The organism is Paenibacillus beijingensis, assembly GCF_000961095.1.
GTDB classification, from domain to species: Bacteria; Bacillota; Bacilli; order Paenibacillales; family Paenibacillaceae; genus Paenibacillus_O; species Paenibacillus_O beijingensis.
The window spans coordinates 4741053-4762715 of the sequence record NZ_CP011058.1 but is presented as its reverse complement, the minus strand read 5'-3'; the positions used below and the strand labels follow the sequence as shown (position 1 = coordinate 4762715).

At 53.7% G+C, this 21663-nt stretch carries 18 protein-coding genes and 1 pseudogene; 7 read left to right on the top strand and 12 right to left on the bottom strand.

Annotated elements, in window-relative coordinates; translation table 11 throughout:
• Window positions 1-398: 398 nt before the first annotated feature.
• The 4 genes from VN24_RS21575 to VN24_RS21560 all read right to left on the bottom strand — a co-directional run bounded on the left by VN24_RS21575 (window position 399) and on the right by VN24_RS21560 (window position 4503).
• Window positions 399-1550, bottom strand: coding sequence for a WD40/YVTN/BNR-like repeat-containing protein (locus tag VN24_RS21575; protein ID WP_045672112.1), 1152 nt, complete (start codon window positions 1548-1550; stop codon window positions 399-401).
• A 355-nt stretch (window positions 1551-1905) separates the two neighbouring features.
• On the bottom strand, window positions 1906-2700 hold the full coding sequence (locus VN24_RS21570; RefSeq protein WP_045672111.1) for an undecaprenyl-diphosphate phosphatase: 795 nt from the start codon (window positions 2698-2700) through the stop codon (window positions 1906-1908).
• Window positions 2701-2838: 138 nt separating this feature from the next.
• Window positions 2839-3198, bottom strand: coding sequence for a Lin0512 family protein (locus VN24_RS21565; protein ID WP_045672110.1), 360 nt, complete (start codon window positions 3196-3198; stop codon window positions 2839-2841).
• Between the two features lie 153 nt (window positions 3199-3351).
• A complete protein-coding gene (locus tag VN24_RS21560; RefSeq protein ID WP_082083996.1) occupies window positions 3352-4503 on the bottom strand; it encodes a DUF3900 domain-containing protein in 1152 nt (383 codons plus the stop codon).
• A gap of 232 nt (window positions 4504-4735) precedes the next feature.
• Here VN24_RS21560 and VN24_RS21555 point away from each other — a divergent pair, with 232 nt between their 5' ends.
• On the top strand, window positions 4736-5392 hold the full coding sequence (locus VN24_RS21555) for a peptidylprolyl isomerase (protein WP_045672109.1): 657 nt from the start codon (window positions 4736-4738) through the stop codon (window positions 5390-5392).
• Between the two features lie 150 nt (window positions 5393-5542).
• Here VN24_RS21555 and VN24_RS21550 read toward each other — a convergent pair whose 3' ends face one another.
• From VN24_RS21550 to VN24_RS21535, 4 genes are all read right to left on the bottom strand, one after another.
• Window positions 5543-6973: an MFS transporter gene (locus VN24_RS21550; RefSeq protein ID WP_158453696.1), complete on the bottom strand. Its 1431-nt coding sequence runs from the start codon at window positions 6971-6973 to the stop codon at window positions 5543-5545.
• 313 nt (window positions 6974-7286) lie between these two features.
• Entirely contained in the window at window positions 7287-8522 is a 1236-nt protein-coding gene (locus VN24_RS21545) for a nitric oxide synthase oxygenase (RefSeq protein ID WP_082083990.1), read from the bottom strand.
• Entirely contained in the window at window positions 8488-9360 is an 873-nt protein-coding gene (locus VN24_RS21540; protein WP_045672107.1) for an EcsC family protein, read from the bottom strand. The genes VN24_RS21545 and VN24_RS21540 overlap by 35 nt, the downstream gene beginning before the upstream one ends.
• 351 nt (window positions 9361-9711) lie before the next feature.
• Window positions 9712-11796, bottom strand: coding sequence for a molybdopterin-containing oxidoreductase family protein (locus VN24_RS21535; RefSeq protein WP_045672106.1), 2085 nt, complete (start codon window positions 11794-11796; stop codon window positions 9712-9714).
• Between the two features lie 315 nt (window positions 11797-12111).
• Here VN24_RS21535 and VN24_RS21530 point away from each other — a divergent pair, with 315 nt between their 5' ends.
• Window positions 12112-12315, top strand: a complete 204-nt coding sequence (locus VN24_RS21530) for an MOSC domain-containing protein (protein ID WP_045672105.1) — start codon at window positions 12112-12114, stop codon at window positions 12313-12315.
• A 60-nt stretch (window positions 12316-12375) separates the two neighbouring features.
• Here VN24_RS21530 and VN24_RS21525 read toward each other — a convergent pair whose 3' ends face one another.
• A complete protein-coding gene (locus tag VN24_RS21525; protein ID WP_148505285.1) occupies window positions 12376-12828 on the bottom strand; it encodes a hypothetical protein in 453 nt (150 codons plus the stop codon).
• A gap of 123 nt (window positions 12829-12951) precedes the next feature.
• Complete coding sequence (locus VN24_RS21520) at window positions 12952-13605, bottom strand: TetR/AcrR family transcriptional regulator (RefSeq protein WP_045672103.1); 654 nt, start codon at window positions 13603-13605, stop codon at window positions 12952-12954.
• 218 nt (window positions 13606-13823) lie between these two features.
• On the opposite strand from VN24_RS21520, the gene VN24_RS27745 reads away from it, so the two are divergent.
• Window positions 13824-13994 carry a hypothetical protein gene (locus tag VN24_RS27745; RefSeq protein WP_158453695.1) on the top strand — a complete coding sequence of 57 codons (171 nt, stop codon included), beginning with the start codon at window positions 13824-13826 and terminating at the stop codon, window positions 13992-13994.
• A 487-nt stretch (window positions 13995-14481) separates the two neighbouring features.
• Here VN24_RS27745 and VN24_RS21510 read toward each other — a convergent pair whose 3' ends face one another.
• The gene (locus tag VN24_RS21510; RefSeq protein WP_045672101.1) at window positions 14482-16554 is read right to left on the bottom strand and encodes a HelD family protein; all 2073 of its coding nucleotides are present in this window, start codon (window positions 16552-16554) and stop codon (window positions 14482-14484) included.
• Between the two features lie 393 nt (window positions 16555-16947).
• Here VN24_RS21510 and VN24_RS21505 point away from each other — a divergent pair, with 393 nt between their 5' ends.
• Genes VN24_RS21505 through VN24_RS21490 form a run of 4 tightly spaced genes read left to right on the top strand, consistent with a single transcriptional unit; the run spans window position 16948 to window position 20474 of the window.
• On the top strand, window positions 16948-17517 hold the full coding sequence (locus VN24_RS21505; RefSeq protein WP_045672100.1) for a sigma-70 family RNA polymerase sigma factor: 570 nt from the start codon (window positions 16948-16950) through the stop codon (window positions 17515-17517).
• Window positions 17474-18646, top strand: coding sequence for a hypothetical protein (locus VN24_RS21500; protein WP_045672099.1), 1173 nt, complete (start codon window positions 17474-17476; stop codon window positions 18644-18646). Before VN24_RS21505 ends, VN24_RS21500 begins: the two co-directional genes overlap by 44 nt.
• The gene (locus tag VN24_RS21495) at window positions 18643-19632 is read left to right on the top strand and encodes an ABC transporter ATP-binding protein (RefSeq protein WP_052703074.1); all 990 of its coding nucleotides are present in this window, start codon (window positions 18643-18645) and stop codon (window positions 19630-19632) included. The genes VN24_RS21500 and VN24_RS21495 overlap by 4 nt, the downstream gene beginning before the upstream one ends.
• The gene (locus VN24_RS21490) at window positions 19629-20474 is read left to right on the top strand and encodes an ABC transporter permease subunit (protein WP_045672098.1); all 846 of its coding nucleotides are present in this window, start codon (window positions 19629-19631) and stop codon (window positions 20472-20474) included. The genes VN24_RS21495 and VN24_RS21490 overlap by 4 nt, the downstream gene beginning before the upstream one ends.
• Window positions 20475-20834: 360 nt before the next feature.
• Here the strand turns inward: VN24_RS21490 and VN24_RS21485 are convergent.
• Window positions 20835-21324 (bottom strand): annotated as a pseudogene (locus VN24_RS21485) (DUF4269 domain-containing protein).
• Between the last annotated feature and the right edge of the window lie 339 nt (window positions 21325-21663).

Below are 21663 nucleotides of genomic sequence, written 5' to 3'. Positions count from 1 at the left end.
TGTGAGCATTTGTGTAATATGAGGGAAGAACTTACAATTGAAACAGGTATGTTGTTATTTCTTGGGGATATGAGGCACAACGAAGACTTGTAAACTTGCAATGGTGAAACGGCAAAAAAATTAAAAACTCTTCCCGGTTCCGGCAACGACGCCTCTATTCCGATCATATCATTCTTTTAAATAAAAAGTTCCTTAAATTTCCTTAATTTATATGTAAATGAAATCAATTCTTCAACCATACTTTATACATCTCTCACAGTCTTATCGCATTTAAAACGTCCGGAAAAGAGAAAGGCAGCTTCCAGCTCACAATCGCCGGAACTGCCCTCATCATGGCACTCAATATGACATTCTCTTTCTCACTTAAGATTCTCCTGATTAAACATGCAGCCAGCCGGTTAGTCGGGATTCGGCAAACTGATCGTTTTGGTCCATGATCTACCGCCGTCCCGGGTTGAATAGACCGCCGAATCGCTTATACTTGTCACAGCCATCCAGCCGCTGTCCGGACTTGTAAACGAGATCCTGTTTTCAAATCCATGAACGGTAGACAGATTAGTCCAGCTTTTGCCGCCGTCGAGGGAACGTCCGACGCCCGCTTTCTCGGCCGCTCCGGAATAACCTGCTAATATCGCCGCTCCATCCAGAAGCTGCATATTGCCCGGATGGCTGCCGGGAGAAGCCGGCCCTTCGTCAGCAACGCCTTTCGCTCCACCCGGCGCGGGACCTCCTCCGGACGTATCCTGGCTAATGACTTTGCGCCAGCTGGCGCCGCTGTCCGTTGAAGCATAGAGCGAGTAAGACATCTGCGACATCCCAACCCCGCCGTTAAACAGCGCCCACACTCGACTGCCATCGGTATAGACTGCGCCGCCGCTGATTTCTTCGGATTTGACCGTCAGCTTCGTCGTCCAAGATTTGCCGCCGTCGGTCGTTTTCATCAGCTTATAGCCCGTACCCGGCACCACAACAAGCGACCAGCCGCTCTTTGAATCCGCAAATTGTGCATAGCGGTTGTTTGGCGGCGTTGCGATCTTCGTCCATGTTATGCCGCTGTCCGTCGTACGATAAGCATAAATACGGCTATACCCGAATCCGCTGCGGGAATCGGTAAAATGAATTCGTTCCAAATTCATCTCGCCGGTCGGGATTTTTGTGAAATGAGAACCCCCATCCTTCGTGTAGATGAGCGCATTGGGTCCCGTCTCGGATGACTTGGCTAACGCCCAACCGGTTGTATTGGAAACAAAGTCGAGCTGGCTGAACTGCCACGTCCCTTTATAAATATTCTGCCAACTGCAGCCCGCATCCGATGTCCCGATCAAAAAGCCGTTTCCGGCAGCACGCCCTGTCGATTTGCTCAAAAAATTGACGTCCGAGAAGTGATAATAACCGTCACCCGCCGGTTTGCCGTTAAACAATCCGTGGTCGTCCGTCCGGCATACGGACGAACTTTCTGCTGCCACCTGAGTTGCGGGTATGGCCGATGTAATGCCGAGCGCGAGCGTTACCGCTGCCGATACTGCCGATCTTCGGAAAAATGCTGACATGAAGAATGCCTCCTGTTCGAATTTTATGCCGTTAAAGCCGGATACAGCCCTTTTGTAAAATATAGTTTGTTACAGCCGCAATATTTATAAATAATAACCGTAACAGCAGGATGTTTAACAAAAATTGCTTTATTCAGCTGACGCTTTCTTAAACAAGCTCAAAAGTTTTGCTGTCAATATGAGAAAACCTCTATCGAGGCCTCTCAGGGATGAGCGACCGCGTTTAAAGGTAGGTTTTATCGCCAAGATAGAATTTGATTTTCGCAACTCCGAAATTTATAAATTCTATCTGTGGTAAAAAAAACGCCTTGCGAAGCTGCGGTTTAAGCAGCCCAGCAAGGCGTTCATGTAACGATCAAATAAAATAATAAGCTAAAAAGAGCGCCGCAATGACAAACCGGTAATAAGCGAACCAAGTCAGCTTGACCCGTTTGATCACATTGATAAACGTCGTTACCGCAATGAGCGCGACAACAAACGAAGCAATGAGCCCCGTTATAAACAATGGCGCGTCCGATGCTGAAAGCACATCCCGGCTCTGGATCAAATCGACGCCGCTGGCGCCCAGCATCATTGGGACGGACAATATAAAGGTGAAGTCGGCAGCCGCTTTCTGGCTCGTCCCGAGAAAAATCCCGCCGGAGATGGTGGAGCCGGAGCGGGAGAATCCCGACCATAAAGCTAAAATTTGAAAGCATCCGATACCGAATGCCTGCTTATATGTAATGTCGTCAATCGTTTCCGCCGTCACACGCGTCCGTTCTTTCCATCTGTCGGCCGCAATCATGAGCAGACCGCCGGCCACGAGCGCGATGAGCACCGTCGTTGTGCTGAACAGGCGCTCCTTGATGAAACCGTGCAGGAGATATCCGATAATGGAAGCCGGAATCATACCCAAAATAAGGTGGATGATATTGAGGCCCGATCCTTTGGAGAAGTCAAAGCGGAGAAAGCTTATAAATCGTTTAAAATAAAGGACGAATACGGCCATTACGGCGCCAAACTGGACGACGACTTCAAATACGGTCTCGCGCTCTCCGACAAAGTTCAGCAGATCCGCTACCAAAATCATATGACCGGTGGAAGAGACGGGCAAAAATTCCGTTAGTCCTTCAATAATTCCCAATATAACCGCTTTTAATAGTTCCACAGTTTCATTTCTCCTCCTATCCAGTCTGAATCTCTAAAAATCTTTCATTCGACATTCATCACGAATCTCCTGTTAAGACTCGACTTGATATATAATTAACGCCCCGGCTGTACGGGCGGTTTTTGCACGGAAGCCCATCTAATAGCCGACCTCCACGGAAGCCAGCACGACGTAAATCAGGTCGTTCACATCATCCTTGTCTTTAAGCACAACCCCGCTCGTCGTCACCATACCGCCATCCACTGCTTCAATCGTTACCTGTCCGTATGGCAGCTCGGCCTTGACCAGCTCGTAATCCAGCTTCTCCTTATCGCATGGAAGCGCCAGCTTCACATTTACTTTCATGTTGTGCAGCGACCCGTCGGGGAGCACGGATACGAGTCCCGGCATTGAATTGTGATGGATAGCGTTCTGTACCGCGCGCACAGCGGCTTTCGTGATGTTCTGTCCGTGCAGATCCGTTCCCATACCGATTTCGATGAAAAACAGCTTTTCCATAATTAGTCCTCTCCTTCTGTTTTTCTGTTGGCTGACGCATTACTCCATTTTCCCCTAATCTTCGCCATCTGAACAGAGTACTTCGTCCCTTACAGCGGGTCTTATTTTCCTAAAAACGTCCATTTGGCGGTATTATCATTCCCATCACCGGCATCACCAGGGAACGTCCGAGTCTTCACCGGCTGAAAAGCCGGCGGCAAAGTCCGTTCCGGAATCGGAAGCCCCCGCTCCTGACGCTTCAGGCTCGCCGCTGCCGATTTCGTCCAAAATATCGGTCAGCTCAGGTGGATGCAGCAGCTCGACCGGCGAAACGCCGCGTTCGAACAAGAAGCTGCCGCCCTCAATGACGGCCACATATCGGCCGTTATGGCGCGCCAAACGGATCGCGCTGCCAAAATCGGCCAGCAGTCCTTTCACCGTCACATCTCCCAGCTTGAACGAAAAGCCTAAATCCGGCTTCTGTTCGATCAGCACGGCGGATGCGGCCGACACCTGTTCCGGCGTCCACTTCTCCTGCAGCTCCCGCTTCTCGCTGGCTGCCCATATTTCAATCGCTTCCTCCTCTTCCTTCCGCTCCGCCCCCTGATGATCCTGCCATTTGTCTTCCATATACTGCTGCACCATCTCCAGCACTTGGTCGCCCATTACTTCCGGAAGCGGCTTTTCATAAGTGACGAATTTCAGAAAATCTTCGAAATAGCGTGCGTGCGAAGCCTGATGAATTTTGACCTCCCACCGCTCGAGCATCCCTTCCTCGGGCATGTTCGGATAAAGGATCGATTTCATGCTTTTGGCGCTGATCGCCATTTCCACCCGTGAGATGAGGCTCCGCTCATCGGCGATGCGCGCAATTTTGGATTCGAAGTCGCATTTCATGACGAACAAAAACGACTCGTCGAACAGCTTGGACAGCTGCGCCTGAACGACAATTAGAGCTCCGCCCCGAACGGCGGAGGTATCCATATAAATTCGTACCAGCTCGTCGGCGATGCTGTGAAAACGTTCCTTGTCTTCTGCATCGCGCAGCCGCTGCAGCAGATTGAAATCCGGGTTGCTTTCCAGCTCATAGCCCGGCTCCACCCGGAAAAGGCCGATCTTGGTCGGAACCGTCTCCGAAACCGGATTGCGCTCCGCCTTACGCTTCACGATGCGGCCGAACTCCCCATCCAGGAAATCTTTCAATTCGCTTTGGGCGTAATCTTCATTATCGAGCGTTTGGTAGTGCTTGAACCGTTTGCCGGAATCGCTTGCTTCGCTATCGGTTTGAATGACAAAAAAAGATAAAAAATGTACGGTAAAATCCATCGTTCCCCAATAACTCCCTTGCGCTGTAATCAGTCGTCTCCATAGCATAGCACATTCGGGATAAGCGGACACCCGCTTGTTACCGCTTTTTCGCGCCTTCGATTCAAATGTCCGTAATGACACACGGCGTTCTTACAACGAAATAGAAACAGAGATAGTTTTAGTTCAATTGAGCCTATTTTCGCAATATGCTATGATACAAAAGTTGAATGCGGATAAAGGGGAGTGCATCATGTCAGGTTTTAAATCGAGGCGTGCGGTAATATTTCTTCTGTTTGCGGCGATTCTGGCCATAACGGCCGGATGCGGAAACAAGCCTTCAAACGTTACGGGCAGCGGTTCAAGCGGCGGAAGCGCCGACAGCGATGTCAAGCATCCGGTCGTCACCATTGAAATGGACAGCGGAAAAACGATCAGGCTGGAGCTCTATCCGGAAGTGGCGCCGAACACGGTGAACAATTTTATTTCGCTCGTGAACAAAGGATTTTACAACGGTACGGTCTTTCACCGCGTCATCCCGGGCTTTATGATCCAAGGGGGCGATCCTGAAGGGACGGGAGCCGGCGGCCCCGGTTATTCGATTGCCGGCGAATTTTCCGGCAACGGCTTTAAGAACGACCTGAAGCATACGCGCGGAGTGCTTTCGATGGCGCGCTCGCAGCACCCGAATTCGGCAGGCTCGCAATTTTTCATTATGGTAGCGGATGCGCCCCATTTGGACGGCCAATATGCGGCGTTCGGAAAAGTGACGGAAGGGATGGAAGTCGTGGATGAGATCGTCAATCTGCCCCGCGACAGCCAGGACAAGCCCGAGCAGCTTCCGGTTATGAAAAGCGTTACGGTCGATACGTTAGGCATGATGTTCAAGGAACCCGAAAAAGCAAACTAGCGCAGCTGCAAAAAAAGATATACAGCTCATTTGGCTCAAAAACTTAAACGAACCGGTCAAGGGTTTGCCCTTTCGACCGGTTCGTTTGTTTTTTAGTCTACCGCCAGCTAGGATTCGGGATCAAGCGCTCGGCATGGAACAACTAAAGGTTCAGCCCGCCTCCTCTGCTCTGCCCCCATTCATATTTGTCTCTGCAACCGGGCGGACGGCTTCCCTTCTGACGAACAGCAGCACAGCAATCAGCGCCGCCGCAATGAGCCCGGCTCCCATAAATACTGAAGGAACGATATGATTGCCAAAGTCTTCAGGCGATGTAATGGCAGGTCCCCGCTGAAAAATCATCGTACACAAGGCAATGCCGAACACGCCTCCAAGCTCGCGGGTTGCGTTGCTCAGTCCGCTCGCTTCGCCGACCGACGATTCCGGCACAGAAGAAATAACGCCGTCCGAAAGCGGAGTAAAGCTCATCCCCATGCCGGTGCCGGCAATCATCAAAAACGGCGCCATATAGCCAAACGGTATATCAACGCCAAGCGAAAAAATGAGCGCGGCAAGACCGGTGAGCCCCGCCACCTGCAGCAGCAGTCCAAAGAGCAGAACGTCTCTGGTGCCCAGCTTCGATACGGCCAGACCGGCAAGGGGCGCCGCAGCCATCGTGCAGCCCGTCCAAGCCATCTCCCGTACGCCCGCTCCGAGAGCGGTATTGCCCTGGGCCTGCTGCAGGAAAAGAGTCAACAGGAAGATCGCGCCGAAGACGCCCGCATTCATCAGAAATCCCGCCCCGATCAATACGGTGTACCGGCTTCTGCGAAACAAATCAAAGCGTACAAGCGGCTGCCTGCGCGTCCGTTCCCACAGATAGAACAGAATGAGCAGCACCCCGCCTCCCGCTAGCGGTCCCGTCACCGTTAAGGACGTCCAGCCTTCCGTATTACCTCTCTCCAGACCGAAAACAATGCCGAGCAAGCCGGATCCCAGCAGCAAAATACCCATGAAATCAATCGCCGTTTTCTCGCCGCGCGACTCCTCCACCCATCTCTGTCCGAACAAAAGCGTAAGAACACCGACCGGCACATTTACCCAGAAAATAAGCTGCCAAGGGGCGCCTTCCAGAATGAGCCCGCCGATAAGGGGTCCGCTGGATAGCCCCAGGCCCGATATGCCCGACCAAATGCCAAGCGCGGCGGCGCGATTTTGTTCAGGGAAAGCGCGGCTAACGAGCGTTAGGCTGAGCGGCACGACTGCGGCGCCGCCGATGCCTTGAAGCACCCGGGACAGGATGAGCTGCAGGGGGGTTACGCTTAGCCCGGCCAGTGCCGATCCCAGTGTAAAAATCGTGACTCCGATAAGAAATATCCGCTTGCGGCCAAATCGTTCCCCAAGCATGCTCAGCGGAATGAGAAGCACGGCAAATGCGAGCGTATAAGCGTTCGTAAACCACTCCAGATCGGATATGCTGGCCTGGAACGATTTTTGGATAGAGGGCAGAGCCACTCCCAATACAAGATTATCCAGCATGGCCATAAACAGCGCGGCGCAAGTAACGACCAGCAACCGGATTCGCGATGCAGTAAACATCATTTTCATCTCCTTTTTTATTTATTAATAAATCAATCAAAGTCGGTTAAAAAGGCAAAGCGTTATTAATTTATTAATTAATAAATATCATTTTGGACAACATTCTGTCAACACTTCGTTTCTATTCCTTTCGTTGTTCTATTCCTTTCGTTGTTCTTTCGCAGTTCTATACCTTCGGGTCATATTCCCTTCACGCACAAAATCTCTAATCTCTGAATTGGATCATGGTGATGCCTATGCCGGACTCACAAAAAAAGAGGACGCCACAGGTTGGCAGTCCTCTAAATGTTAATGCGGTACATTACGCCTCACCCGATCAATGGAATGGGCAGCGCGCGGCGGCGGAATGAGCCGCCTCAGCCGGCTTGCCTGCAACCTGGGAGGGTTCGGTATTCTTCCCGGCTGCCGGCGCATCCGTCTTTCCAATAGCGGATTCTGTCCCGCTTCCGTAAGGAGCGGTTTGATAATGAAAATTCGGAGACAGATTCAGCTCATTGTAGCTGTTGTGCCAAACCGGAGTCGCCGCGGGCGACAACGGCGGAATGAGCCACGACCACCGTCCGGAAACTTCCCTGCCGGCTTCCTGCTCCTGTTTCTCGAACCGGATGAACTGGTCGGCCGCCGTATGATGATCGACAATGCTGACGCCAGCCTGCTTGAATGAGTGCAGAACGGCGCGGTTAAGCTCCACCAGCGCCCGGTCTTTCCAAAGCGACGTATTAGTCGACCTGTCAAGTCCGAACAGCTCGGCGACCTGCGGCAGCCGGTTATAGCGATCGATGTCGGCCAAGTTGCGCGCGCCGATCTCGGTCTCCATATACCAGCCGTTAAACGGAGCCGCCGGATAGCGGATGCCTCCGATTTCCAGCATCATGTCCGAAATAATGGGCACGGCATACCAGCGCAAATCCAGTTCTTCAAACCGGGAAAGCTCCGGATGCGACAATGGCACCTCGACAATGACGGAAGGCGGGATCGGGAACCACTTCGGTTCGCTATCCCCGATCTGGATGACGAGCGGAAGAATGTCGAAGGCGGTGCCTTCGCCCTTCCAGCCTAGCCGGATGCATTCCTGCGTAAACGCCAGCGACGCCGGATCGCCGACGACGCCGCTCTCCGTCTCATATCCCGCATACCGGAGCAGCTGATGGTTCCAAATGCGGATCCGGCGTCCGCCGCCTTCATCGGGCGCGAATATCGTTATAACCGGGCGAATGCGCCCGCCATTCGTCGCGTATTCGATATGATGAACGAGCGCTGCGGCGATTTCTTCCTCGGTTGCCGCTTCCCGCCGGTCGAACACTTCCAAAGACGGCCAAAACAATCTGCCGATGCAGCGGGCGCTGTTGCGCCACGCCATTTTGGCTCCGTGGATCAGTTCCTCTGCCGTATGCCGGTACGTGCCGGCTTGTCCGATGTCGTGCTTGATGCCGGCGATTCTGCGCTGTGTCTCCTCCGGCGTCAAGCCGAGCTCGCCGTAACAGGAACGCACAAACGCTTCCGCTTCCGCCGCCAATTTATGTCGTTCGCTCCAATCGTTCATGCTTGTCATGCTGTTCCCCGCTTTCGGCCAGTCGAATCAATATTCTTCTTTTACGATACAACATTTGTGCCGCTTCCGCCATATCCTGCAGCATGCCCTTATTGATGAGCGCACCGAAGATCATGCCCGCTACGGGCACGAGCTGAAACAGCTTTTTCCAGCCGAAATTGTCGCGGAACACGGCCACGACTTCCCGCCAGCCCTGAAGCTGCGAAATCATCGCCCGCTGCCGCTTGTCCTCGTCCGCCGAGCCGATTGCGGCCAGCTCCTCAATGATGGCCCGCTTCCCGACAATGTCCGAAGATGCGAACTGCATCACCTTGACCGCAAAGATGCGCTCCTCCTTTTCTTTCGGATCAAAACCGTAGCAAATCGCGATTTCCTGAATGATTTTCAGCGAGAGGCCGAGCACGGCCGGAATGTCGACTGCCAGCGTGAACAGCCCGCCGATTCCGGTTGAAGCGCCTTGTATAGCGGCGAGTTTGGCGCGGCTGGCGGCTAATTGTTCGGCCGTGCGGTCCATTACCGCGAGCGGATAAGCCGGCAAACCTTCCGCGCCTGAGCCGCGGGCATGGTCCGCCAGCAGGCTGGCGATTGATTTTTCCGAAATGAGATATCGCCCGCCGTTTTGAATATATCCCCCAAGCTCATCCATTGCGGCACCGAGCTTCTCTTGAATAAACCGTGGCGTGATTTTATCCAGCAGCATGAACGGCAGCCTTCCGAGCTTTTCCCAGAACCAGAGATCCTTCTGGTTGTTCTCCCACTTCCGGATTTCCTGCAGCGCCGCCTCCAGCTCCGCTTTGCTCTCCATCGATGAAGCCGTATAAGCATTCCGATTGGCCATCGTCATTTTCCCCCTTATCGTTCCTTAACAAGCTGATAGTCGGTAATACGTTCGCGTTCCCGTTAAGGATGCAAAAACTGCAGTCTGCCGCTCCAAAACAGAGCGCCTCGTCAAGATTGACTCGTTTAGAGCGATCGATTCGCGTATACTTTCTATTGGTAATATAAGGTAAAAAAAGGAAGGAACTTCGCCTGAAAACCGGGGTATCATCATACCGGCAGCTTGAACGACCGTTTGCGTTATTACCGGAGCGAAAAGCCGCATATGAAATTTTTCGATTAGTCCGGTATGTTTCGACCGGCCGAAATTCATCCCCTCCAATGAGGAGGGGTGAATTCGTGGCGGAAACAATTAATGTCCGCGATTTTTCCTTACCTCAACGGTGGTCGAAAAGAACGTCGCTCCTCCGCCCATATCGGCGGACCGGTTCGGCGTCAGCACATTGACGCGCTGAGATCTCTTTTCCCCTTCCCACCAAAGCCCCTGGCTGACCACGACACCGGGAAGCAAATTTTCCGTTACAAGTGCGGTCAGCTCGATTTGACCCCGCTCATTGAAGACGTCAACGAGCTCCCCGTCCGAAATACCGCGCAATGCTGCGTCATCCGGATGGATTTGCAGCGTCGGCCGCTTTTCGATCTTCTGCAGCTTGGGCACATTGGCAAAGGTAGAGTTGAGGAAGTTATGGTTCGGAGGCGAAATAAACATGAGCGGAAACGCTTCGCCTGCCCCGGGCTGGCTCTCACCATCATAACCTTCCTTAAGCGGCATATACGTCGGAAGCGGAGGCAGCCCTTTCTTTTCCAAGGCGGTTGAATAGAGCGCGATTTTTCCCGATGAAGTAGGAAGTCTTTTCAAAAAAGGCCTCTCCCTGTCCATGCTGAGGCGTTTCCAGCCGTGCTCCTTCAAATCTTCCAATGTTACGCCCTCCAAATAAGGGTTGGACGGGTTGTCAAGCGCCTGCCGGATCATGTCCTCTTCGGTGTCGTCAAAAGCGTCATCTTTAAATCCCATTGCTTTTGCCAGCGTGCGGAACAATTCATAGTTGGATTTGCTTTCCCCATAGATCGGGATGACCGGCTCCTGCAGCTGTATATAATGATGCCAGTACGAATTGTAAAGGTCTGTATTTTCGAATGAACTCGTGGCCGGAAGCAGCAGATCGGCATACTTCGCGGTGTCGGTGATGAACAAATCATGCACGACGGTAAACAAATCTTCCCGCATCAGTCCCTGCTGCACTTTACCCGATTCCGGCGCCACGACGGCCGGATTGCTGCAGTAGACGAACATGGCGCGGATGGGCGGGTCCAACGCGAGCAGAGCTTCCCCGATCCGGTTCATGTTGACGCTCCTGGCCTTTGGATTGGGACGTAAATCCGCTCTCTCCAAAGCTCTGCCGTTGACGCGTGCGTACCATGAGTTGCCCCTGGTCGCTCCTCCTCCTCTTTTTGCCCATTGACCGGTCAATGCAGGCAGGCAAGCGATCGTCCGGACGTTCATGCCTCCGTTATCATGGTGCTGCAAGCCGTTGCCGATATGAATATAAGACGGCGAGGTCGCTCCATATAAACGGGCCAAACGGACGATATCCTCTTCGGGAACTCCCGTAATGCGGGAAATTTTGTCGACGGGATATGATTTGACATGCTCCCGCAGCTGCTCGTAGCCGTACGTATACTGCTGCAAAAAGGATTCGTCCACTAGCTGCTCGGCAAAAAGCACATGCATCATCCCGAGTGCGAGCGCCGCATCCGTTCCGGGACGCAGCGGGATGAACCAATCCGCCCAGCGGCCGGTCTGATTTTTATGAACATCGATGACGACGATCGTCGCTCCTTTTTTGCGCGCTTTTTCCGCCAGGGCAACCTGGTGCATATTTGTACTCGCCAAATTTCCGCCCCAAATGATAATCAGTTTGGAATCCGTCGTTTCTTCCGGGTCGATGCCGCCCGGGATCCCCATCGTATACCTGAATCCGAGCGATCCGGCAACGCTGCATATCGTTTGATCCAGCTTGCTTGCGCCTAAGCGGTGAAAGAAACGGCGGTCCATCCCGTCCACGTTCAAGATCCCCATATTACCGTAGAAGCTGTATGGCAAAATCGCCTCAGAACCGTGTTCCTTGATGATCTGCTGAAAACGCTGCACAATCTCGTCGATCGCTTCCTGCCACGTAATGCGCTCGAACTTTCCTTCTCCTTTCGCTCCGATCCGCTTCATCGGATATTGAATCCGATCGGGATGGTAAATCCGCTCCGCCATGTTGCGCACTTTATTGCAGATGGCTCCTTGCGTTACCGGGTGGTCGGGATTGCCCGTTACTTTGACGATTTTGCCGTTTTCTTTATGGACATGCAGGGCGCATGTATCCGGACAATCGAGCGGACAAACGGAGCGGAATACGCCGTTCTCGAATTGCGAAAATGCTGACATTAACTGAGCCTCCTAACTTGTATAAAAAAGAGCGATGACAATTGAGCTATTTTCCAGATGAACCGACATGATCACGAGCGGTAATGTTTAAATGAAATCTCTTATTTTGAGATCCAAGATAACCATATCGGCAATTTTTGTCAACTTATATCCTGCCGATTCACAGGATCCGCGCGTTACATTCGCAAGGCGCTGCCGCTAGAATGTTGGAGAGTTGATGAAGACTTGAGGAAGTGTTCATTTTCTTTGAATGGAAACCGCTGTAAAATGATCAATAAAAGAGAATAAAGCCAATGCAAGAAGGAGCTTAATAAAATGGAACTTGAAGCCGGGAAAGCCCAGTTAGACCATTTTCAGCAGGGACTGACGGCAGCCGTGCTTGGGCGCGATGAGCAGGGCAATCTCATTCGCAAGGCGGGCATCATGGGAATTGTACTGTCGGATGGCGTCGTATTTCCCGAAGATCCGATCGTCGTCGAGCTGCCCCCGGAGCCGCACTTTCCTCTTGAACGAGTCTAAGAGATACGGCATGTGTTAGATGAAAAGCTGCGAAAGCAGCGGATTCTTCAGAACGTTTTTCTAGTCCTCGATGATGACAAATTCATTCGAATGGGATCGAATATACGTGCCGATAAGTTTATGACTTTGCGGGGCATTCTTCCGGAAGCGTTCAAACAAAAGGTTTACAGCGTATTGGAGTTCATGATCGCGGTCTAGATCTTGCAAAGCAGCGTCGCTCCACTGCAAGCCCCGCTTTCGGTTTCTCGCTTCGAGAGCCTCCTTCGTTTCCTCTAACAAATGCATCATGGAAGCATCGCCAAAGAAACGCAGACCGCCCGTCACTCCGCACCAAAAGTCCGGCTTATCGAGCAAGTAGGAAACCCATGCGTAATACTCACCGGCAGAATTGTCGGCATGATCGTAAAAAACTCTGAACATGCAGAGCGCCTTCTGTCCCTCGGTCAGTTGAGAGATGGCCTTTGTTTTCACGGACATATCTTTTTCGCGGATTTGGAGGAAGGTCGGTTCCATGCATGTCCGCCCGAGCCTTTCATCGTCTAAAGAATCGAATTCACGTTTTGTCATTGTTATTAACGCCATTTAATCACTCCTTTTTTTGACTAACACTAATGTCAATTATAAAGGCAAAAAAAACTACTCCGGTCTGACGACTGCCTGAGCCGACTCAATGACTTGCTCCAGCGCCACCTTCAGCTGCCCCTTCGCCTCCGGCTCGGAAACCCCGCCCGAGAGAAGATCTTGCTGCAGCCGGTCCAAATAATTCATTCCTTGCGATACGGCGCCCCAAAATTGCATCGCCATTAGATTGGCGTCCCCTTGGCGGATCGTCTGTTCCTTCATCCCCTTCTCAATCGCCAGCGCCATCGGCTGGATAAAATCTTTTACCCATTCGAACGGTGAAAATGTTTCTGCCGGATACAAATAATGGACATCGAGGCTGATCCGCATGAAAAAGCGGGAAACCGCCGGTTCCTCCATCACTTGTTCGCAAACGATCCTCGCATACTCACCGAACAGCCGGGGCGCGGATCCCTCCTGCTCGAAATGAGATAAGGTCGCTTGCCGTGCTTTATCCATCATGTACTCGTAAAGCTCACGAAACAGCGTCTGCTTGTTTTTAAAATAGTGGTATACAAGTGCGCGCGCAACACCAGCCCGCTGTGCGATCTCGCCGATCTCCGATGCCGCAAAACCTTTCTCCGCATATTCGTGAATGGCAGCCTGCAAAATCTGATCGGTTCGCTCCTTGCGAATCGCTTCATTTTGTTCTTTTGTACGCGGCGTCATGACGGCTCCCTCTCTTTACATTGACATTGGTGTCAATCAAAAGGGTAAAGGAGGAAGAGTGTATTTGTCAATTTTTATGTAAAGCTATGTTAAACTACATTGTAGATATTGCGACATGCGAACATTTGTTCTATAATTTGGGTAGCATCATTGTTCGGAGAGATGATTTACTTATGGATATGAAGGAATTGAAGAACCCATTGGGAGGGATCTAATCTTTGGAAACCGAACAAATTAAAAAAATCATACATGATCATCGAAAGATTTATCCTCAGGTTTACGCACTTAAACCAGGAGCCGTAAGTATTCAGCAAGTTCCTAGGCTGCAATATGTGTCGCAGCAGATGAATACCGCTTTCCATATGAATTGGGCTATCAATTTAAGTTAATGCCGCACGAAATCATCTGGCACGGATTAAATGAAGGCAATCAGTATTCCGTTACTTACATGATGCAAATCCCTCATTGTATTACTCTTTCGATGTACGAAGAAGCAAGAGCTAAAGTCGAGAAGAACCTGCGTGGACAGGTAATCCCTGAGACTAAATTTATCGAAGTCGATTCCATACTCTGTGCCCAGAAACTTCACGTTGGGCATTATTGTGACACTAAACGAACTTACCAGGAAATTGAGAATTATATCGCCGAGCAGGAGTATCGAATTAAAGGAGATCGAAAAGAAATCTATTTCACACCTGCAATGCAGTGTCATCTTCCAGAAACGTGGAAAACAGTTGTCAGTATTGAAATCGAGTCTTGACTACCGAATACGATTGTTTAATGAATCGTTAGTCAAAAAGCAACATTAAGATTTAACATAGCCTATGTAAAAAGAAGACCGCTAACGACGGCAGCGTTAACGGTCTATCGAATGGATTAATCAAGCAAATGGGTCAGCTCGCCCCGATGCAGCACTTTCAGCCGGTGCAGGGCGCGCGTGCAGGCGACGTACAGCAGCTTCGCATCTGCTCGCCGGTACGCTTGTCCGCTTCCGTCGGCAATCAGCGCCGCGTCGAACTCGAGCCCTTTGGACAAATAGGCGGGCACGACCGTCAAGCCTCCGCCGTAAGCGGGCTGTCTGCTCTGAACGAGCGAGGCTTCGAAGCCGCCGGCGAGCAAATAACGGTGAATAAGGTCGCATTCGCGGGCGGTACGCCCGATGACCGAAATGCTCTGGAAGATGCCTTCCTCCTGCCACTCCCGCACCGTATCGGCGATTCGGGACAGCCACTGCGCGTCGTCCGTCCGCTCCGTCACGACCGAGTCGCCGCTGCGGAAGACCGGTACGGCCGGCTTTACTCCGCCGTCCATCCCGGATAAGATCCGATTGGCAAAATCGATAATTTCCATCGTTGAGCGGTAGCTGCGGTCCAGCTCGAAATAGCCGGTGTCCTGCTCCGGGAATAATTGCTGCAGCTCCTGCCAGCTGCCGATGCCGGCGTAGGCGTGAATGCCCTGCTGCAGGTCGCCGAGCACCGTCAGCGACGGCTGGCGCTGGCAAAGACGCAGCGCTTCGAGCTGAAACGGCGAATAATCCTGCGCTTCGTCGATGACGATATGGTCGAAATACGGCTTGCCGAGCCCGTAAAGCCGGATGTGCAAATAAGCGAGCGGGGCCAAGTCTTCGACGGCGGCGAAGCCCGCTTTAAGCCGGGCGGCTGTTTCCGCGGCGATCTTTTTCGGCACTTCGGGCGCCGACTGCTTGCCGGAGAATAATGTACGGTACAGCTCTAGCGCCGATAAAGCGGGAATCTTTTTCGTATACGAATTCAGTTTGGCGAGCGCTTTGGCGCGCAACTTCTTGTCGACGATGCGCCGCGTCTTGAGCTCCGACTCCAGCCACCGCTTCAGCCGGCTTGCGAGCCGCTCGCGCCTCTTCATCAGCGGCTCTTCGCCGTAATCCGTCTCGTACCAAGCCTTGATTTGCGCCGGCTGCAGAACGATGCCGTCCAGCGGCTCAAACGGCTGCTCCGGAAGAATGCTTTGCTCCAGCTCATGCAGCTGCCGGTCGATCAGCTCTTTGAACGCGGCGCTTCCTTTATAACGTCCCGAGGCTTGTCGCAAATCTTCCTCGGTCCGCTCCTGTTCAAACCAATATTCCAGCGTTTCCGCCGCACTTTGCAGCGTCACCTGATGATCCAACAGCTCGACCGCCCAATCCGCAAACGTCGTCTGCACGATATCCCCGACGCCGAGTTCCGGCAGAACGCCCGATATATAATCAAGAAACATCCGGTTTGGAGCAAAAATAATCATCCGTTCAGACGAGATGCGGTCGGCGTAACGATAAAGCAAAAACGCGAGCCGGTGCAGCGCCACCGTCGTTTTGCCGCTTCCCGCAACCCCCTGGATGAAGAGCGCGACATTTTTGTCCGCACGGATGATTTTGTCCTGCTCCTCCTGAATGGTCGATACGATATCCCGCAGCTTGTTGTCCTTGCTCTCGCCGAGACGGTACAGCAAAAACTCGTCGGTGACGGCATCTTCCTCTTGTCCCCGGATATAGCTGTCAACGAGCCGGTGCAGCTCGCTGCCGCGCACCATCAGGTTCCGTTTCAAATGGACGGTTCCGCTTACCTCGCCTTCCGGCGACTCGTACCGGACCGGGGCTTCCCCGCCGCTGAACGAGTAAAAAAGGCTTGCTACCGGCGCCCGCCAGTCGATGACGAGCAGATCGGACGAATGCTGGCGCCCGACGCCGGCTTTGCCGATATAAAGCGGCTTCGGAGCGGCTCCGCCGTTTTCCTGAAAATCGATGCGTCCGAAATAAGCTTCTTTGCGGGCGATTTCCAGCTTCTGCTTCCGCTCCTCGCGCTGAACGTCCAGCATCTGTTCGGTAAAATCGTTGCCGGTATAACGCGGCCCGATTTCGCTGAGCTGTCCATTAATTTCGGTTACGGCCTCGTTCAGCCGCTTTTCTTCTTCTTGATAGGCACTTTGAACAGTCATGGATCAGTTACCTCCCAAAAGTTTTGCAGCAAGCAATGACGCTTTCGTAAATCCGCGCCAATAATGTCAAGAGCGAGAATTATATCATTGTTGGAATTAATTGTCTACTTTATTTTCATCTGACAGTAGGCATTCCGAAACGATCCAGATTGATCCGTCAGTGCCGCCCTGCCAGGACGCGATTGCCCAGCTTTGGGGCTTCCGTTAGCATCCAAGGACAACCCGTAATGGTAACGGTTTTTCAGGATCGTTCTGCTAGCCAGGGGACCAGGACTTCCCCCACCATGGCGGAAGAGATTCCGCAGAATAATATCAAAATGAGAATTGTTTTTTTACACTGCTACAAAAACGATCCGGCATCCGTCTTATAAGTGAAAGGGGGACGGCGGCAACATGGAAGAAGGCTCACAAGTACCCGAGCTGTTCCAGCGCTTGTTCCGGGAGCATTACCCCGAGGTGGCGCGGAAGCTCTATGCGTTGACCGGCGATTATGCGACGGCGGAGGATTTGGCCCAAGAGGTGTTCCTGCGGCTCTACCGGAGCCCTCCGGACCAGCTGGAGGCCGCCCGCGCTTGGCTGCATCGGGTTCTGACCCGGGTGGGCTACGATTATTTGAGACAACGGTCGTCGGGCAAGGCGTTATTGGAAAAGGAAACCGCCCGTGTGGCGGCTTGGTCGGAAGGCACCGCCCCTTCGGGAGAGACGGAGGTCATCCGCGAGTGGGAAATAGACGTGGTCCGCCGGGTGCTGCAGAAACTCTCGGACCGGGACCGGACCGCCCTTCTGCTTCGGGAGGAAGGGTACAGCTACGAGGAGATTGCCTTCCGGCTGGAGGTCAACCCGAAGATTGTCGGCACGCTGCTGGCCCGGGCGGAGGAACGGCTGAAGAAGAAATACGGGCAGGAGGAGGAGCAGCACGATGGCGGACGGAGCGAAACGGACCGGCGGGGAGCCGGTTTTTGATACGGACCGGGCTTGGGAGCGGTTCGAGAGGCTGGCGGCCCGGGAGCCGGTTCCGGCATTTTGGAGGCTGGCGGAGGAAGATCGGCGTACGGACGAAACAAGGATCGAGGCACGATTGGATGGGAATCAAAATGATCACGAGAAGGATGGTGCGCTTGAGATGAAGCAGACAGGAGAATTCCGGGTGACACAAGGGGCCCCGGTTGTCGGGGGAACGGGGGTTGAAAAGGCGACAGGTGCTAATGGCGCGGACGGCACCTGGCGGACGGAGAGACCGGCCAAACGCAGGCTTCGGAGACTGACCGCCGGAGTTGCCGCAGCTGTTATAGCCATCGGCCTGATCACCACTCCCCTGGGGGACCGGGCGCTGGCCGCCATGATGCAAACCTTCCGCATCCAGCACATGGTCGGAGTCGGGATCACAGCGGATGACATGGCGGCCATCTCCAGCCTGCTGGACCGCGGCTCTCCCGATGGAGACCGGAGCTTCAACCTGGCCCAATACGGCACCTTGACCCAATCGGGTGGCGGGAAGGCCCGCACCGTTACCTGGGAGGAAGCGAAAAAACGGATGGGCGCCCCCCTGCTCCAGCTGGGGAACCCTACCGCCCCCGCCTACCAGCCGGCCACCACGCTGACCTTCCACCTGAACGTGAAGGCGGTCAACCGGCTGCTCACCCGTTTGGGCAGCACCACCACCCTGCCTGCCGAGGCGGACGGCAAAGCCATCCGGCTGCACATCCCGGACGGCATCACCACAGAGGGCACCTTGTCGGGCAAGCCGGTGCGGCTGCTCCAATTCGGCAAGCCGGAGCTGACGGTGGAGGGCGGCATCGATGCGGCAACCGTCCGAGAGGCGGTACTGGGGCTGCCCGTGCTGCCGGACAGCCTGCGGACCAAACTGGCCGCCATCGGCGATTGGCGGAGCACCCTGCCGGTTCCGGTCCAAGACGGCGTGACCACCAGCCTGCGGCTGGGCGGACATGATGCGATCATGACCTTGGACGGCAGCAATCGCTATCTGCTCTGGCTCGACGGGGAACGGATCGGCTTGCTGAGCGGCGATATGAACGATTTCCCCATGGAATCCACCTTCCAGCGGGCCGCGGAGGAGCTTGTCCAGTCATGATGATGATTGAAACGGCGGAATTAACCAAGACCTACAACGGCCGCGGCGGCTGCCGCGGCATCACCCTGCAGGTGCCGAAGGGCTGCATCTTCGGCCTGCTGGGACCGAACGGTGCCGGCAAAAGCACCTTCGTCAAAATGCTCGCCGGCCTCCACCGCCCCGATTCCGGGCGGGCCAACGTGCTGGGGCTGCCGCTGGGCCGGCCGGAGGCACGACGCAAGCTCGGGTATTTGCCCGAGCTGTTCCGCTTTCAGGATTGGCTGACACCGGCGGAGGTGCTCCGCTTCCATGGTCAACTGGGCGGGCTGCGCCCGCAGGAAACGCGGGCGCCCGCCTTCCGCAGCCGGGTCCGGGATTCCCTGGAGCTGGTCGGCTTGTCCGAAGCCGCGGACCGCCGGGTCGGCGGCTTCTCCAAGGGAATGCAGCAGCGCCTCGGCCTGGCTGCAGCCCTGCTCCTGGATCCCGAGCTGGTGATCCTGGACGAGCCCGCTTCGGCCCTGGACCCCGTCGGCCGCTACGAGATCCGCAGCCTGCTGAAGCGGCTCCGGGGCAGAGGCGTGACGATTTTCCTCAATACCCATCTGCTCGAGGATGTGGAGGAGCTGTGCGATGAAGCCGCCTTCCTGTACGGAGGCGAGCTGCTGGCGTCGGGTCCGCTGCACAAGCTGCTCAGCGGCACCGGTGATAGCGGGGACAGCGGTGCCAACTGGCGCTTCCGGCTCGGCGGCTGGCTCCCGGAGACGTGGGCGGAGCTGAACGACGCCGTCGGCGGCGCCCTCTCCTCCCAGCTGAGCCTGGTCGAGGCCGATGAGAGCGGTAACGCCCTCCTGTCCGCCCGCGTAACCGACCGGGAACAGGCCGGCTATCTGATCTCTCTGTTCATCCGGAGCGGCCTGACGCTCTACGAATCCGGCCCCGAGCCGTACAGCCTGGAGGACTGGTTCCTCCGAATGGCCGGGTCCCGTCAAGGAGGTGTCCCGCAATGACCTTATACATCTCCGCCACCTTCAAGGAGCTGACCCGCAAGCGGGTGTTCCTGGTCACGCTAATTCTGACCTTCGTCTTTCTGGTCCTGTTCGCCTTCGGGGTCCGGGAGCTGGCAGGCATGGCCTGGCAGAACCGGGTCTCCCCCGCCGAACGGCTGATGAACAGCATGGTGCTGATGGTGCTGGGGCTTTTTTTCGCACAATTCCTGGCGTCCTTCTTCGTGCTCTTCTCAGCCATGGGGACCGTCACGGGCGAACAGGAGAACGGTTTGCTGCTGGCCGTCGCCGCCCGCCCCATCCCCCGTTGGAAGCTCTATCTGGCCAAATGGCTGGGCCACGCCGTCTGGATCGCCGTGTACAGCACAGTCCTGTTCGTTTCCGTGGTCTGGACCATCCACAGCCTGGGCGGATTTCCCGTACGGGCGGAAGAACTGCTGCGAAGCTTCGTGCTGTTCCTCTGGATGCCGCTCCTTCTCCTCACGCTGACAATGCTGGGTTCCGTCTATTTGCCGATGCTCGGGAACGGGATCTTCGCCGCCCTTCTGTACGGGTTTGCCCTCTTCAGCGGGCTGTTCGAAGGGGTATCGAGCTATGGAGAGACACACCCCGCACTGGAAAAATTCGTCCTTCTGACCGGGCTGCTCCTGCCCACGGACTCGGTCTACCGAAGAAGCCTCTACGAGCTTATGGGGGGAGCGGATTGGGCCGGGTTGGCGCTGGCTGACATGGGTCCTTTTTCCATGCCGAGTGTTCCTTCGAATGCCTTCCTCCTTTATACGGTGGGGTATGCGGCGGTTCTGCTCTTGCTGGGGTGCCGGGCGTTCAGCCGGAAGGATCTGTAGAGCCAGCTTGACCCAACCGGTGGGCGATGCCCTGGAGCAACCGGGTCCAAACCGCGTCGTTCTCATGGAAGGGGTCGCGGACGGCGGGGATCATCATGCAGCGGGTATGCGGCACCAGCCAGGGCAGCTGCACGCGTATTGCCGACCAAGAGGAAATCATGGTTGGAGTGGAGCTCGCAGGTGATCAGAGAAAATAAGTTCCAGACTGGCGTTGTTGATCTGATGTGGATTTTGGCATCAAACAATCACCAGCCTTTAGAGAAATTAGTTTTTTAGACTAACATTGAACAAAGAAGCAGCGGCAGTCAATGACGAGAGTCCAGACTGCCGCTGCGCTATTTCACTAAAGTAACCGTTGGCTTAATTGATGATGCCAATTTTACTTCCAAGAATAAGAAGTTCATCATAAGGGTCACCTGTTAATTCGAAAACTTGAGCAAATGCCGGCTCTGTCTTTATGCCTTTTTCCTTAAGGCTAATAATTTTTGTTCTTATATGGGGGTTCAATATTAAAAGGTGATTTTCAATAATCATGTGCCGATTCGAAGCCACCAAAACGAAAGTTTGACACGATTGTTGGCACACTTCTGACGCTTAACTCCTTTAAAACAAACCCTTCTAAGTTTCCATAAAGTGAATAGAGTTCATTTTTAAAAAACTCGAAATCATATACCTCTAAAATAATGTCGAGGTCAGACCCCTCTACGTCAATAGAAATTGGAATGGTACCGCATAGTGTAGGTGTATACCTAGACAGGTCATTGAGAACGTTGAGTTCTTTGATTACTGTATAGGCTCGGCGCTGAACTTCATTCCCTGACTTTAGGTAATTTATTGTATTGAAAAAGATAATACTCCCTCCCGAACGTGATTGATTCACATCATTTATCAGTATAACTTTTATGCCAAATGTATTAAAGAATCGTACCCGTTAGTTGAGAAACCGGCATCCGAGAATTATTCGGCATGCCGTCTTCTTGTTATGATGTTTATTGAATTTCTTCAGAAAAATCAGCTGCTTTAGATTCTAATTCATCAACGTTTTTGGGACCCTTATGTTCAAGAATTTTTCATAGCCTTTCGTTTACTCATTCCCCGGTAACCAGACGATCATAATCATGTTTAAGCAGGTTTGATTTTGTATTAAGACGGAAATACCGGATGTCTACTTTATTGCAGATTGGTTCAG